A 15,028-nucleotide genomic window follows, 5' to 3' on the forward strand; every position below is an offset into this window, starting at 1 on the left:
CGACTTGAACTTGCAGATCGTGACGGCAGGTAAGAAGATCTAAAACCGTCCACCATGTCTCCGAACATGTGTCCACCATGTCTCCGGTACATACAGGGAGAGGGCTAGGGTGAGGGGCTCTTCGCTTTTCACACCTTGAACTGATTGATCAACCGCCGCTGCTGCTCCGCCAGTTTGGTCAGATCGGCACTCGCCGAACTCGACTCATCCGCACCGCCCGCCACTTCATTCGCCACTTGCCCGATATTGATCACATTGCGATTGATGTCATCGGCCACCGCGCTCTGTTCTTCCGCCGCGCTGGCAATCTGCGTGTTCATGTCGTTGATCACCGACACCGCCTGGGTAATCGTCTCCAGCGCCTCAGCCGCTTTCGCCGCGTGCTGCACGCTTTCGTCGGTGCGGTTCTGGCTGTCTTCCATGACCCGCACCACGTCGCGGGTGCCCTGTTGCAGTTGCTGGATCATCGACTGGATTTCTTCGGTGGCTTTCTGGGTTTTCTGCGCCAGATTGCGCACTTCATCCGCCACCACGGCAAAACCACGGCCCTGTTCACCGGCTCGCGCGGCTTCAATCGCCGCGTTCAGTGCCAACAGATTGGTCTGCTCGGCGATCCCGCGAATCGCGGTCAGAATCGCATTGATGTTCTCGCTGTCCTTGGCCAGCGTCTGTACCACTTCCACCGCCTTGCCGATTTCCACTGCGAGCACGCCAATCGAATTCGACGTGTCGCGCACAATCTGCATGCCTTGACCGGCAGCCTGATCCGCGTGGCTGGCGGCTTGCGCAGCCTGGGTGGCGTTGCGCGCCACGTCTTGCGCGGTGGCGGTCATTTCCTGCACCGCGGTGGCAACCTGATCGATCTCGGCCATTTGCTTCTGGATGCCGATGTTGGTGCGAATCGCAATGTCGGCGGTGTGTTCCGACGAATCGCTGACGCTCTGCACCGACGTCACCACTTGGGTGATCATCGCCTGTAATTTGCTCAGGAAGGTGTTGAAGCCCTTGGCGATCGAGCCCAGTTCATCGCTGCGATCACTGCTCAAGCGCCGAGTCAGATCACCTTCGCCCTGAGCGATGTCATCGAGCATGGCGACCATTTGCTTCAGTGGTCGGGCGATACCGTGGCCGACCAGCCAGATCACCAGCAGGCCGATGCCGGCGATGATCAAACCGACCATGGCCATGCCGAAGGTGTCGGATTTGCGCTGAGCGTCGAGGTCGGCTTGGAGTTTTTGCAGGTCAGCCATCACCGCGTTCAACGGCAAATGCAGCATCAGCGTCCAGCGAGCGTCGGTCTGGCCGATGCCGAACGGCAGGTACAACTCGATGCGGCCCTTGTCCTTGTCGACAGAGTAGGTCACTTCGCCGCGTTTGAGATTGGCCATGTTGGCAATCTGTTGCGCGTCGAGGATGTCGCTGACTTTCTCGCCGAATTTGCTCGGGTCCTTGGTGTAGGCAACGATCCGCCCATTGCCGCCAACCAGCGCCATCTCGCCGGCGCCGCTGTAGAGTTTCTGGTTGGCAGCGAGGAGCATTTCCTGGATGAAGTTCACCGACAGGTCGGCGCCGACGATGCCCTGGAAGGCACCGTTGAGCATGATCGGTTCGATAAATGAGGCGAGCATGACGATCTTGTCGCCGACTTTATAAGGCGCCGGATCGATCACGCAGGATTTCTTGCTCTCTTTCGAGCACAGGTAGTACTCGCTGGCGCGCACGCCGGTGGAGAGGACTTTCTGATCGTCGACGTCCACCAGTTTATCGAGGCCGAGCGTGCCGTCGTCATTGCGGAACCACCACGGCAGGAAACGCCCGTTGGCCGCGTCGATACCCACCACACTGGTGCCGATGTAGGCAGCGTCGTTGTGATCCAGAGCGTTTTTTTCCCAGCCGATGTAAGTGCCGAGAATCTTCGGGTTCTTCTCGACGTTTTCTTTGATCAGGCTGATCAGTTGTTCACGGCTGACGTTCAGGCGCGGCTGGCCATCGGCGCCCGGCGTGCCGAGCAGGGCGTTGACCCGCACCAGACCGCCGGCAATCAATAGCGGCGCTTCCAGTTCGCGCTGGATCTGGCTGACCTGGGTTTGTGCCAGCGATGTCAGGCGCTGCTCGATGACTTGTTCGAACTGGGCCTGGGTGCGCTGCTGCACCATCTCCTGAGTGCGGGCGCCGGAAAACAGCGCATACAGCACCAGCGCGGCGACCACGCTGAGAACGATGGCGCCAGCCAGGGCGGCGACGGAAAACTGAATCGACTTGAACTTCATGGGAGCTCCGCACGCAAGAGGACGTCTGCGCTGTTGTATCGGCAGCAGGCATTGGGCCATGAGTGCGAACAGTTGCCATTGAACGCCAATGTCGCAAATGGATCAGTGTGCGACGCAGTGGCAGAGGGCCTGGCGCTCGGTATGAATCTTTTACGACAGCAGCGGTGGGAAGCGTCTGAAAGTCGCTGCAATACGTCCGTTGTATCTGGCGCCGATACAATTACCCGCCTAGGATACGCGGCAGGTTTTCAGGGAGCTTTTGAATGAACAAGACATTGGTTGTAAGTGCACTGAGCGCAGCGCTGTTGCTGGCCGGTTGTCAGTCGGTCAACACCACCAGCGGCGGCGCCGTCGGTGTCGAGCGCAAGCAGTACATGTTCAGCATGCTGTCCTCGCAAGAGGTCGACCAGATGTATGCCCAGTCGTATCAGAAGACCGTTGGCGAGGCGTCCGGCAAGGGCGTGCTGGACAAGACCAGCAGCGATGCCAAACGGGTTCAGGCAATTGCCGACCGGTTGATCGCCCAAGCGCCGAATTTCCGCCCGGATGCGGCGCAGTGGAAGTGGGAAGTCAATCTGATCAAGAGCGACGAACTCAACGCCAACTGCGGTCCTGGCGGCAAGATCATTTTCTACACCGGGCTGATCGACAGCCTGAAACTCACCGACGATGAAATCGCCGCGGTGATGGGCCATGAAATCGCCCACGCCTTGCGCGAGCACGGTCGTGAAGCGATGTCCAAGGCTTACGGTATCGAGATGGCCAAGCAGGGCGCGGGTGCGTTGCTCGGTCTGGGGCAGGACAGTCTGGCGCTGGCCGACACCGTGGCCAACTACGGCATGACACTGCCGAACAGCCGTGCCAATGAAAACGAAGCTGACCTGATCGGTCTGGAACTGGCTGCTCGCGCCGGGTACAACCCGAACGCGGCGATCACGCTGTGGAACAAGATGAGCAAGGCTTCGGAAGGTTCGCCGCCTGAGTTCATGAGCACTCACCCGGCATCGACCAGCCGGATCGCCTCATTGCAGGCAGCGATTCCGAAGGTCATGCCGCTGTACGAAAAAGCTCCGAAGTCCTGATGGGTTTCAGAGCTGCTGATGGCCCCTTCGCGAGCAGGCTCGCTCCCACCTTTGGAATGCATTCCACTGTGGGAGCGAGCCTGCTCGCGAAGAACGATAACTCGGTCTACCGACTTACGCCGTTAAACCCAGCCACTGCTCTGCATCGCCTTGTACACCGCAGCGATCGCCAGAATCAGGAATGCCGAAGCCGCCAGGCGACGGATCAAGGTCAGCGGCAATTTGTCCGCGGCAAAGTTACCCGCTAACACCACCGGCACGTTGGCAATCAACATGCCCGCCGTCGTACCGATAATCACCAGCCAGAGTTCCGGGTATTGCGCGGCGAGCATCACTGTCGCGACCTGTGTCTTGTCACCCATTTCAGCCAGGAAGAACGCAATCAGCGTGGTCAGGAACGGCCCGAATTTGCGTGCGGTGCTGGTTTCATCGTCGTCCATCTTGTCTGGCACCAGCGTCCACAACGCCGTGGCCGTGAAGCTCGCGGCGAGAATCCAGTGCAGAACGGAGTCTGAGAAGAAGCTGCCGAACCAGGCGCCGACCGCACCGGCTGCTGCGTGGTTGGCCAGGGTCGCGGCGACAATACCGGCAATGATCGGCCAGGGTTTGCGGAAGCGAGCGGCGAGAATCAGCGCGAGCAGTTGCGTCTTGTCGCCGATTTCGGCCAAGGCAACGATTGCGGTGGGAACGAGTAACGAGTCCAGCATCAGGATTTTCCTAAGGGGCGGGTCGACACGGCTATGACACGTACAGCCTTCCCGCCCCGGGTAAGGTGTGCGTGTCATAGGTCTTGTCAAACCCAGCGATCCGTCTGGTGCGGACGCTTGGGTCGCATACGCCATGATCTGAGGATCAAGTATGTTGACGTATGCCGGACGAGCATAGCGCTCGTGGGAGACTACTCCCCTAGGACGGAGCGGATTCTGCCTAGGCAAATCCGATAGAGCAAGCCTCTTTTTGAAAACAAACCTCAGCCACGCTTGGCCCGGTAAATCCGGAAACCGTTGCCTTCAGCCTTGATCGCACAGACCCCGAGATGCTCTTCGATCAGCGGTTGATACTTCAGGAAACTGTTCGCCACCAAGCGTAGTTCGCCACCGTTTTTCAGATGTTTAGCCGCTTTTCGCAGCAAGTTCTCGGTTGCGAAATAATCGGTGTGCACGCCGACATGGAATGGCGGGTTGCTCAGAATGGCGCTCAAGCCCATCGGCGCCGCATCGATTCCGTCACCGGTCAGTACGTCGGCTTCCAGACCGTTGGCAGCCAATGTCAGACGGCTGCTGGCGGCGGCGAATGCGTCGACATCGAGCAACGTGACTTGATTGTGCGGGTAGCGACGTTTGACCGCCGCGCCCAACACCCCGGCGCCACAGCCGAAGTCGAGCAGATGACCGCTCGGCAGTTTGTCCAGATGCTCCAGCAGCAGCGCACTGCCGCGATCCAGTCGGCCGTGGCTGAACACCCCCGGCAGGCTGATGACTTTCAGCGCACCTTCAGCCAGTGGCAGCTCATAAGTCTGCGCCAGACTGTCCAGCGATTTCGCTTCAGGCGCATTGGCTACTGTGACTTGCCACAGTTGGCAGTGGCGTGCGCTGTCGAGCTTGCGTGGCTTGCCGAACGGGTTGAGCTGCTTGGATGCGCCTTCGATGCCGCTGCGTTTTTCTCCGACCAGAAACACTTCGCGTCCGGCCAGACGCGCAGCCACCGCGTTGAGGATGTAATCGGTCAGGTCCTTGGATTTGGGCAAAAACACCACGGCGCTGTCGAACTCGCGCTCTGGAATGTTCACGCCAAAATGGCTGCGACCTTCGAAACGCGCATCGAGGGCGACTTGATCGCCTGCGTGCCAGCACCAACCGAAGGCGTTGGGCAGGCGCCCGAGCAAATCATCGGCGGGCAAACCGGCCAGCAACAACGAACCCTGGAATAACTCGGCCTGACGAAGCAGTACTTCACTGCGCGGATCCATAACTGCTCCTCAAAAAAAAGTGCCGCAGTTTATCAACTGACGACCCGCAGCGCCTTACCGCTGAAGAACGCCTGGGCGTTTTCGGTCAATTGACCGACGATACGTTGCCGCGCTTCAACACTGCCCCAAGCGTTGTGCGGGGTGACAATGAGGCGCGGGATGTCGGCGGCCAGCAGCGGATTGCCCTGGGTGGGTGGCTCGACGCTGAGCACATCGGTGGCGGCGCCGCCGAGATGGCCGCCGCGCAGGGCATCGGCCAGCGCCTGTTCGTCGATCAATCCGCCCCGGGCAGTGTTGACCACGAACGCTCCGGGTTTCATCGAGGCCAGTTCGCGGGCGCCGATGAAGTGACGGGTGTGTTCGTTGAGCGGGCAGTGCAGAGTCAGGGCATCGATCTGCGGCAGCAGTTGATCCAGCGGCAGACGATCCGCTCGGGCCGGACGCCCCGGAATCTGGCCGAGTAATACGCGCATGCCGAACGCTTCAGCCAAGCGTGCGACGGCGCCGCCGAGCTCGCCATGACCGAGCAGACCGAGGGTTTTGCCTTCGAGTTCGACAATCGGGTAATCGAGCAGGCAGAACTGTTTCGCCTGCTGCCAGCGACCTTCGCCGACGGCTTTCTGGTAGTCGGCCAAGCGGGTTGCGAGGTTGAGCAGCAGCATGATCGTGTGTTGCGCCACCGATGGCGTGCCGTAACCCTGGCAGTTGCACACCGTGATGCCGTGGGCGCGGGCGGCCGCGAGGTCGACGTTGTTGGTGCCGGTGGCGGTGATCAGGATCAGCTTCAAGTCCGGGTTGGCAGCCATCGCAGCGGCGTCGATCAGGATCTTGTTGGAGATCGCAACGGTTGCGCCGTGCAGGCGTTCGGTGACTTGTTCTGGCAAGGTCTGGGCGAACAGTTGCAGGTCGCTGAAGCAGGCGCGCAACGGGCTGAGGTCAAGATCGCCAAGATCCAGCGAAGGGTGATCGAGGAATACGGCGCGGCGCGGGTTCGTCATCAACTGTACCTTTTGTGCTTTGAACGGAAGGCGTAATCTGCCGAGCCTACCAGATGAAACAAAACGTTACGTGCTGGTCGAACTCCACCGATATGTTGCAGGTGAGTGCAGACTCTGTGGCGAGGGAGCTTGCTCCCGCTGGAGGGCGAAGCCGTCCCAATCAGGACGCTCGAGTTTTTTCAGAAGTACTGCGACATCCGGTTTTACGACTGCTGCGCAGCCGAGCGGGAGCAAGCTCCCTCGCCACAAATGGGTGGTGGCCGCAGATTCAATGTTTATCCCGAAATTGTAGGAGCCCCCATGTACTGGACCGAGTTCTTGACCGTTGCACTGATCCACCTGCTGGCCGTCGCCAGCCCCGGCCCGGACTTTGCCGTGGTGGTACGCGAAAGCGTGACCCACGGTCGCCGCGCCGGCACCTGGACGGCGCTGGGTGTCGGCACGGCGATTTTCCTGCATGTGGGTTATTCGCTGCTGGGCATCGGCCTGATCGTGTCGCAGTCGATCGTGCTGTTCAACGCCTTGAAATGGGCGGCTGCGGCTTACTTGCTGTACATCGGCTTCAAGGCGCTGCGCGCGCAACCGGCAAAAACCGTCACCGATGACCTGCACAAGGAAGCGGGTGTGCGCACTGCGCGCGGCGCCTTCACTTCGGGTTTCGTCACCAACGGTCTGAACCCGAAAGCCACGCTGTTCTTCCTGTCACTGTTCACCGTGGTGATCAACCCGCATACGCCACTGGCGATTCAGGCGGGTTACGGGGTTTATCTGGCGGTCGCCACCGCATTCTGGTTCTGCCTGGTGGCGATGCTGTTCAGCCAGCAACGCGTACGCGCCGGTTTTGCCCGCATGGGTCACTGGTTCGACCGCACCATGGGCGCGGTGCTGATCGCTCTCGGCGTGAAAATAGCGTTCACCGAGATGCATTGAGAAAACACCGCGAACAACCTGTGGGAGCGAGCCTGCTCGCGAAGGCGTCGTGTCAGTCGATATCGTTAGCGGCTGAATTACCGCCTTCGCGAGCAGGCTCGCTCCCACAAGGTATTGGGGTGATTCCTAAAGGAGTTCGCTGAGCTTGCTGAGGGTATTGAGATACTCGCGGGGATTCTCCCCCAGCAAGCGGCGAAACATTGCGCTGAACGCCCGCGCACTGCCGTAACCCAAGTCCCGCGCCACGCTTTGCACGCTGTCCCCGGCGAGCAGGCGCGGTAGCGCTTCCATCAGGCGCAGTTGCTGGCGCCAGGCATTGAAATTCATCTGCAGTTGTTGCTGAAACAGCCGCGCCAGCGTGCGTGAGCTGGCGCCGACCTGCTGCGCCCAGTCTTCCAGCGTGTTGGGGTGATCCGGGGTTTGCAGCAGCGCCAGACAAATGTTTTGCAGGCGTCGGTCGGTGGGCATTGGAATATGCAGCGGCAGGTTTTCCAGGCTGGCGAGTTCTTCCAGCATCAGTTGCTGGATCAGCGGGTTGTCGGCATGCGGCGGGCCTTGCACGGCACGCAGGATCAGCTCGCGCAACAACGGCGTGACCGCCAATACGCAGCACTGATGCAGACTGGCCGGCGACAGCTCGGGGGCGATGAACAGCGAACGCATCTGCACATCGCCGGACATGAAAATCTCGTGCGCCACTTCCGGCGGAATCCATACCGCGCGACTGGGCGGAATCACCCACGCGCCCGATGCCGTGACCACGCGCATGACTCCGCTGACGGCATACAGCAGTTGTGCCTCGCGATGCAGGTGCAACGGCTGGTGCGCGCCGTCCAGATAATCCCGGGGATAGGCACTCACCGGGCCGTGTTCAAAGTGGCTGATCAACATGGCGGATTTGATGACTTCTATGGCAGAAATGCGCTTTTTCGCCAAATTAGCATAGGCGCATCACAACAACGAAAAGCGTGCCGCAATGAATCAATCCAGCCAAGTCATCCGCTACATCAACGCAGCCCATGTGATCGATCACATGTTCATGCTGATATTTCCTGCCGCCGTGCTTGGCATGACCCAGGCCTTTGGCCTCGACTACGCCGAGCTGATTGGCCTGTCGCTCGGCGGCTTTATCGCTTTCGGAGCGTGTTCGCTACCCGCCGGTTGGCTGGGCGATCACTGGAGCCGGCGGCAGATGATGCTGGTGTTCTTCTTCGGCATCGGCGCTTCGGCGATCTTTACCGGCCTGAGTAACAGCCCGACCATGCTGGTGATCGGCCTGACCCTGATCGGCATTTTTGCCGCGATTTACCACCCAGTGGGCACGGCGATGTTGGTGGCGTACGCGCAAAACCGTGGCCGGGAAATCGGTATCAACGGTATGTGGGGCAACCTCGGCGTGGCGTTTTCGGCGCTGGTCACCGGTTTGCTGGTGGCGCAATTCGGCTGGCGCTCGGCGTTTCTGTTACCGGGTGTGGTAGCGATCGTTCTGGGCGTCGGTTTCGCCTTGCAGGTGCGCGAAGAGCCGATTCCGCAACGCCCGCACACGGCGCTCAAAGGCGCTGGCGGCCAACGCATTTCGATGGTCATGGTGTTCAGCGTGCTGGCACTGGCCACCGCTACCGGCGGTGTGGTGTTCAACGCCACCACCATGACCTATCCGAAACTGTTTCAGGAACGCTTGCATGAACTGTTCGCCTCGCCGCAAACCCTTGGCGTGGTGGTCAGTCTGGCCTACGCCTTTGGTGCGGTCGCGCAATTGAGCATTGGTCGGGTGTTGCACCGCGTCAGCCTGAAATGGCCGTTCATTGTGTTGACGATGTGCCAGGCACCCCTGCTGTTCGCGCTGGCCTATGCCGACGGCTGGGTAGTGATCGCCCTCGGTGCAGCGTTCATGTTTGTGGTGTTCGGTCAGGTAACAGTGAACGATGCCATGGTCGCCAACTTCGTCGCACCGCAGTGGCAATCCCGGGTCTTTGCCCTGCGTTACTGTTTATCGTTCGGTGCCAGTGCGACAGCGATTCCGCTGATTTCCTATATCGAACCGCGCCAGGGTTTTGTAGGGCTTTATTTGATTCTGGCTGGGTTCGGTGCTTTGACCTTTCTGGCGGCAGTGGTTTTCCCACGCACACCTTCCGAAGAGGCGGTAGGACAAACCGCCTGATTGATGACGAAAACCGACAAATGCTGGCGCAAAGCTAGCATTTGTACGGCTGTGCAAATCATTCCTTCGGCTGATTTGGCTGGCGTATAAGGGTTCTAGAGTACAAATCTCTACGCCAACACCGTGCAGTCAGAAAAGGGATTCTTATGTTGCAGACTCGCGTCATTCCCCCGGCCGATGGGGCCTACCAGTATCCATTGCTGATTAAACGGCTGCTGATGTCCGGCGCCCGCTACGAGAAAACCCGCGAGATTGTCTACCGTGACCAATTGCGCTACAGCTATCCGACCCTGATCGAGCGTGTCGCCAGGCTGGCCAATGTGTTGACGGCGGCCGGTGTGAAGGCCGGTGACACCGTGGCGGTGATGGACTGGGACAGTCACCGTTATCTGGAATGCATGTTTGCCATCCCGATGATCGGTGCGGTGATCCACACCATCAACGTGCGCCTGTCGCCGGAGCAGATCCTCTACACCATGAACCACGCCGAGGACCGCTTTGTGCTGGTCAACAGCGAGTTCGTCGGGCTGTACCAGGCCATCGCGCCGCACCTGACCACGGTCGAGAAAACCCTGCTGCTGACCGATCTGCCGGAGAAAACCGCCGAGCTGCCGAATCTGGTCGGCGAGTACGAGCAACTCCTGGCAGCCGCCAGTCCGCAGTATGACTTCCAGGATTTCGACGAAAATTCGGTCGCCACCACGTTCTACACCACAGGTACTACCGGCAACCCGAAAGGCGTGTATTTCACCCATCGGCAACTGGTGCTGCACACCATGGGCGTGTCGACGATCATGGGCGCCATCGACAGCGTGCGCCTGCTCGGCACCAACGACGTGTACATGCCGATCACCCCGATGTTCCATGTGCACGCCTGGGGTCTGCCTTACGTGGCGACCATGCTTGGGCTCAAACAGGTTTATCCGGGGCGTTACGATCCGGAGTTTCTGGTCGAGCTATGGCGCAAGGAGAAGGTCACGTTCTCCCACTGCGTGCCGACCATCCTGCAAATGCTGCTCAACGCCAAAGGTGCGCAGGGCACCGATTTCGGCGGCTGGAAAATCGTCATTGGCGGCAGCGCACTCAATCGCACGCTGTACGAAACGGCCAAGGCCCGCGGTATTCAGCTCACCGCCGCGTATGGCATGTCCGAGACCGGGCCGCTGGTTTCCTGCGCGCATCTCAATGATGAGCTGATGGCCGGCACTGAAGACGAGCGCACCACTTATCGGATCAAGGCCGGTGTGCCGGGGCCGTTGGTGGAGGCCGCCATCGTCGACGCTGAGGGCAACTTCCTCCCGGCCGACGGTGAGACCCAGGGTGAGCTGGTGCTGCGCGCACCATGGCTGACCGAAGGTTATTTCAACGAACCGCAGAAGGGTGCCGAGCTCTGGGCCGGTGGCTGGCTGCATACCGGTGACGTGGCGACGCTCGACAGCATGGGCGTGATCGACATCCGTGACCGCATCAAGGACGTCATCAAGACCGGCGGCGAGTGGATCTCTTCGCTGGACCTCGAAGACCTGATCAGTCGCCACGTCGCGGTACGCGAAGTAGCAGTGGTGGGCATCGCCGATCCACAGTGGGGCGAGCGCCCGTTTGCCCTGCTGGTGATCCGTGAAGGTCATGAAATCGGCGCGCGCGAGCTCAAGGAACATCTCAAGCCGTTCGTCGAACTGGGGCACCTGAGCAAGTGGGCGATTCCGAGTCAGATCGCCCTTGTTACCGAAATTCCCAAGACCAGCGTCGGCAAGCTCGACAAGAAGCGCATCCGTCTCGACATCACGGAATGGCAGGCCAACAACAGCACCTTCCTCTCGACACTTTGAGTGTCTGCTGGCGCGCCGAAAGCGGCGCGCCAGACCCACCAAGCAAGCGCTTGGCTTGTGAAATCGAAAAATTCAGCCATCCTTGCCGTGCCGACATGTGTCGGACTGGCGAAAGGACTGTTCCAGAGTGGTTGGCAGCTGCAAATCACACTTTAGAGGGATCAAGCAGTACCACCTGCTGGCTATAGTCCGCTCAAGGATTTTTAAGAACGGGGCACACGCACAAAACGGGGCGATGCATCTTTGGAGTGATTTCGGGCCGCCGCTGGCACCCGGTCACCCACAACGTTTTTAAAAGTACTCACTGCCATAACAATAATGCACATGGAGTAGCGTCGATGACCTCAGTAAACCAGTTCTGGCGCCGGGCGAAACTGCCTCTGGCGGTCAGTCTTGCTTCTTCGCTCGCCGGGCCCGCATTCGGCGTCAATTTCAACGTCGGTGAAATCGAAGGCCAGTTCGATTCATCCCTGTCGATCGGCGCCAGTTGGTCTACCCAGCAACCGAACAAGAACCTCATCGGCGTCAACAACGGCGGCCACGGCCTGTCGCAGACCTCCGACGACGGTCACGCCAACTTCAAGAGCGGCGAGACCTTTTCGAAGATCTTCAAGGGCATCCATGACCTTGAATTGAAATATGGCGACACCGGCGTGTTCGTCCGTGGCAAATACTGGTACGACTTCGAACTCAAGGACGAAAGCCGCCAGTTCAAGGACATCAGCGATTCGGGCCGCAAAGAGGGCGCCAAGTCGTCCGGCGGGCAGATCCTCGACGCCTTCGTCTACCACAACTACTCGATTGCCGATGAGCCGGGTTCCGTGCGTCTGGGCAAGCAGGTGGTGAGCTGGGGTGAAAGTACCTTCATCGGTGGCGGCATCAACTCGATCAACCCGATCGACGTGTCTGCGTTCCGTCGTCCGGGTGCCGAGATCAAGGAAGGCCTGATTCCGGTCAACATGTTCTATGTGTCCCAGAGCCTGACCGAAAACCTTTCGGCCGAGGCGTTCTATCAACTGGAATGGGACCAGACTGTCGTCGACAACTGCGGCACGTTCTTCTCGCAACCGGACATCGTGGCCGACGGTTGCAACGACAACCTGCGCGTGCTGAACAAGCGTTCACAAATCCCGGCCATCGCTTTGGGGCCGTTGGCCGCCAACGGTGTCAACGTCAACGAAGAAGGTGTTCTGGTTCGCCGTGGTCCGGATCGCGATGCCCGTGACAGCGGTCAATGGGGCGCATCGTTCAAGTACATGTACGAACCGCTCGACACCGAGTTCGGCGCCTACTTCATGAACTACCACAGCCGTGCGCCGATCTTCAGCGCCACCGGTGCGCCTCAATCGGTCTACAACACGGCGCGCGCGCTGCCGGGGCCGTTTGCCGCACTCGCACCACTGCTGGTGGCGGGTAACTCGAACTACTTCATTGAATACCCTGAGGACATTCGTCTCTACGGTCTGAGCTTCTCCACCACCCTGCCTACCGGTACGGCGTGGAGCGGTGAGATCAGCTACCGTCCGAACGCGCCGGTACAACTGAACTCCACCGACATTCTGTTCGCCGGTGTGCGTCCGATCGGCGGCGCACTGACCAACGCTTCGATACTCAATGGCGTGCCGGGTCAGGATCTGCACGGTTACGAGCGCAAGGAGATCACCCAGATTCAGACAACGTTCACGCACTTCTTCGATCAGGTCATGGGCGCCAGCCGTCTGACCCTCGTAGGTGAAGTCGGCGCGACCTACGTCGGCGGCCTGGAAAGCCGTTCCGACAAGCGTTACGGCCGCGATCCGGTGTATGGCCCGGGTGAGTTGCCGGCCACTGGCGGCGTCAATACCTGCGCCAACATTCTCAACGCCAGCACCATCAATGGCGCCGGGCCGGGTTCGCCGCAGAACAACCGCAGCCGCAATTGCGACAACGATGGTTTCACCACGTCGATGTCCTGGGGCTATCGCGGTCGGGCGATCTGGGAATACAACGACGTCTTTGCCGGTGTGAACCTCAAGCCGAACGTGGCCTGGTCCCACGACGTCAGCGGTTACTCGCCAGGCCCTGGCGGCAACTTCGAGGAAGGTCGCAAGGCCGTCAGCCTCGGTGTCGATGCCGAGTACCAGAACACCTACACCGCGAGCCTGGCTTACACCAACTTCTTCGACGGCAAGTACACCACTGTGGATGATCGCGACTTCGTTGCGCTCAGCTTCGGCGTGAACTTCTAAGCACTGCATTTCAGGACGAACGAATTTATGAAAATAACAAAGAGTCTGTTCCACGCCGGTGTTCTGGGCCTGTCGCTGCTGGCGACCGGTGTCATGGCCGCAGTGCCTGCTGCCGAAGCCGACAAGCTGGGCAAGAGCCTGACCCCGATGGGCGCCGAAATGGCCGGCAATGCCGATGGTTCGATCCCGGCCTGGAAGCCGCTGCCGAAGAATGCCGGCAGCGTCGACAGCAAGGGTTTCCTGTCCAACCCTTACGCCAGTGAGCAACCGCTGTTCACCATCACAGCGAAGGATGTCGACAAGTACAAGGACAAGCTCGCGCCGGGCCAGTACGCGATGTTCAAGCGCTACCCGGACACCTTCAAGATGCCGGTCTACCCATCCCATCGCGGCGCGACCGTGCCGGATGACGTGTTTGCCGCCATCAAGAAGAACGCCACCACCACCAACCTGGTCTCCGGCGGCAACGGTCTGGAAAACTTCGACACGGCGGTGCCGTTCCCGATTCCGAAAAGCGGCGTGGAAGTCATCTGGAACCACATCACCCGCTATCGCGGTGGCAGCGTGACTCGTCTGGTGACCCAGGCGACGCCACAACCGAACGGCTCGTTCAGCCTGGTGTACTTCCAGGACCAGTTCGTGTTCCGCGACAAGATGAAGGACTACGACCCGAAAAACCCGGGCAACATCCTGTTCTACTTCAAGCAGAAAGTGACCGCGCCGGCACGTCTGGCCGGTGGTGTGCTGCTGGTGCACGAGACCCTCGACCAGGTGAAGGAGCCACGTTCGGCGTGGGTCTACAACGCCGGTCAGCGTCGCGTGCGCCGTGCGCCACAAGTGTCCTATGACGGCCCAGGTACTGCGGCGGACGGCCTGCGTACCTCCGACAACCTCGACATGTTCAACGGTGCTCCGGATCGCTACGACTGGAAGCTCGAAGGCAAGAAAGAGATGTACATCGCTTCCGACAGCTACAAGCTCGACGATCCGAAACTCAAATACACCGACATCATCAAGGCTGGCCATATCAATCAGGACCTTGCCCGTTACGAGTTGCGCCGCGTCTGGCACGTGGTTGCAACCCTGAAGGAAGGTCAGCGCCACATCTACGCCAAGCGTGACTTCTACATCGACGAAGACACCTGGCAAGCTGCCGTGATCGATCACTACGACGGTCGTGGTCAGCTGTGGCGTGTAGCCGAGGCGCATGCCGAGGACTACTACGACAAGCAAGTGCCGTGGTACGCCCTGGAAACCCTCTACGACCTGCAGTCCGGCCGCTACCTGGCACTGGGCATGAAGAACGAAGAGAAACAGGCGTATGACTTCGGCTTCACTGCGACCACCAGCGATTTCACCCCGGCCGCTCTGCGTCAGGACGGTGTTCGCTAAACCGCTGTAAACGCGAGGCCGCATCCTCGTGAAAACGCCCCGACTGGTTCGGGGCGTTTTTTTGCCTGTAGTCTTTTTGTAGCCATTTGTAGCAGCAACCTTCATAACCGGTTCGTTTAAGGCTAGTCTGCGGACATCTGCAACGCCGCCAACAGCAATTCGAACAAGA

General features: G+C 59.9%; 11 protein-coding genes, 1 pseudogene and 1 riboswitch. Of the genes and pseudogenes, 6 read left to right on the forward strand and 6 right to left on the reverse strand.

The window, feature by feature from the left end; translation table 11 throughout:
- Positions 1 to 128: 128 nt before the first annotated feature.
- Both ACIOWE_RS26140 and ACIOWE_RS26145 read right to left on the reverse strand, forming a co-directional pair.
- The gene (locus tag ACIOWE_RS26140) at positions 129 to 971 is read right to left on the reverse strand and encodes a methyl-accepting chemotaxis protein (protein ID WP_401397554.1); all 843 of its coding nucleotides are present in this window, start codon (positions 969 to 971) and stop codon (positions 129 to 131) included.
- A gap of 12 nt (positions 972 to 983) precedes the next feature.
- Positions 984 to 2,330 (reverse strand): annotated as a pseudogene (locus tag ACIOWE_RS26145) (HAMP domain-containing protein); the annotation flags it as partial.
- Positions 2,331 to 2,533: 203 nt separating this feature from the next.
- On the opposite strand from ACIOWE_RS26145, the gene ACIOWE_RS26150 reads away from it, so the two are divergent.
- Positions 2,534 to 3,352 carry a M48 family metallopeptidase gene (locus ACIOWE_RS26150; protein ID WP_401397511.1) on the forward strand — a complete coding sequence of 273 codons (819 nt, stop codon included), beginning with the start codon at positions 2,534 to 2,536 and terminating at the stop codon, positions 3,350 to 3,352.
- 122 nt (positions 3,353 to 3,474) lie between these two features.
- Here ACIOWE_RS26150 and ACIOWE_RS26155 read toward each other — a convergent pair whose 3' ends face one another.
- The 3 genes from ACIOWE_RS26155 to ACIOWE_RS26165 form a co-directional block, all read right to left on the reverse strand.
- Positions 3,475 to 4,059, reverse strand: a complete 585-nt coding sequence (locus ACIOWE_RS26155; RefSeq protein ID WP_401397514.1) for a TMEM165/GDT1 family protein — start codon at positions 4,057 to 4,059, stop codon at positions 3,475 to 3,477.
- 89 nt (positions 4,060 to 4,148) lie between these two features.
- A riboswitch (yybP-ykoY riboswitch) is annotated at positions 4,149 to 4,271 on the reverse strand.
- Positions 4,272 to 4,322: 51 nt separating this feature from the next.
- Complete coding sequence (locus ACIOWE_RS26160) at positions 4,323 to 5,321, reverse strand: methyltransferase (protein WP_401397517.1); 999 nt, start codon at positions 5,319 to 5,321, stop codon at positions 4,323 to 4,325.
- A 32-nt stretch (positions 5,322 to 5,353) separates the two neighbouring features.
- Complete coding sequence (locus tag ACIOWE_RS26165) at positions 5,354 to 6,319, reverse strand: 2-hydroxyacid dehydrogenase (RefSeq protein WP_401397520.1); 966 nt, start codon at positions 6,317 to 6,319, stop codon at positions 5,354 to 5,356.
- A gap of 300 nt (positions 6,320 to 6,619) precedes the next feature.
- On the opposite strand from ACIOWE_RS26165, the gene ACIOWE_RS26170 reads away from it, so the two are divergent.
- Positions 6,620 to 7,249, forward strand: a complete 630-nt coding sequence (locus ACIOWE_RS26170) for a LysE family translocator (RefSeq protein ID WP_103306239.1) — start codon at positions 6,620 to 6,622, stop codon at positions 7,247 to 7,249.
- A gap of 126 nt (positions 7,250 to 7,375) precedes the next feature.
- Here the strand turns inward: ACIOWE_RS26170 and ACIOWE_RS26175 are convergent, their stop codons facing one another.
- Complete coding sequence (locus ACIOWE_RS26175; protein WP_401397523.1) at positions 7,376 to 8,140, reverse strand: AraC family transcriptional regulator; 765 nt, start codon at positions 8,138 to 8,140, stop codon at positions 7,376 to 7,378.
- 85 nt (positions 8,141 to 8,225) lie between these two features.
- Here ACIOWE_RS26175 and ACIOWE_RS26180 point away from each other — a divergent pair, with 85 nt between their 5' ends.
- The 4 genes from ACIOWE_RS26180 to ACIOWE_RS26195 all read left to right on the forward strand — a co-directional run bounded on the left by ACIOWE_RS26180 (position 8,226) and on the right by ACIOWE_RS26195 (position 14,859).
- Complete coding sequence (locus tag ACIOWE_RS26180) at positions 8,226 to 9,410, forward strand: MFS transporter (protein ID WP_401397526.1); 1,185 nt, start codon at positions 8,226 to 8,228, stop codon at positions 9,408 to 9,410.
- Positions 9,411 to 9,556: 146 nt separating this feature from the next.
- Positions 9,557 to 11,239 (forward strand): fatty acid--CoA ligase, encoded by a 1,683-nt coding sequence (locus tag ACIOWE_RS26185; protein ID WP_401397529.1) that lies wholly within the window; start codon positions 9,557 to 9,559, stop codon positions 11,237 to 11,239.
- Between the two features lie 338 nt (positions 11,240 to 11,577).
- Positions 11,578 to 13,467 carry a DUF1302 domain-containing protein gene (locus tag ACIOWE_RS26190; protein WP_401397532.1) on the forward strand — a complete coding sequence of 630 codons (1,890 nt, stop codon included), beginning with the start codon at positions 11,578 to 11,580 and terminating at the stop codon, positions 13,465 to 13,467.
- Positions 13,468 to 13,494: 27 nt separating this feature from the next.
- A complete protein-coding gene (locus ACIOWE_RS26195) occupies positions 13,495 to 14,859 on the forward strand; it encodes a DUF1329 domain-containing protein (protein WP_201236855.1) in 1,365 nt (454 codons plus the stop codon).
- The last annotated feature ends 169 nt before the right edge of the window (positions 14,860 to 15,028 follow it).

It is taken from the genome of Pseudomonas sp. NPDC087598 (genome assembly GCF_044743525.1).
In the GTDB taxonomy this organism is placed as follows: domain Bacteria; phylum Pseudomonadota; class Gammaproteobacteria; order Pseudomonadales; family Pseudomonadaceae; genus Aquipseudomonas.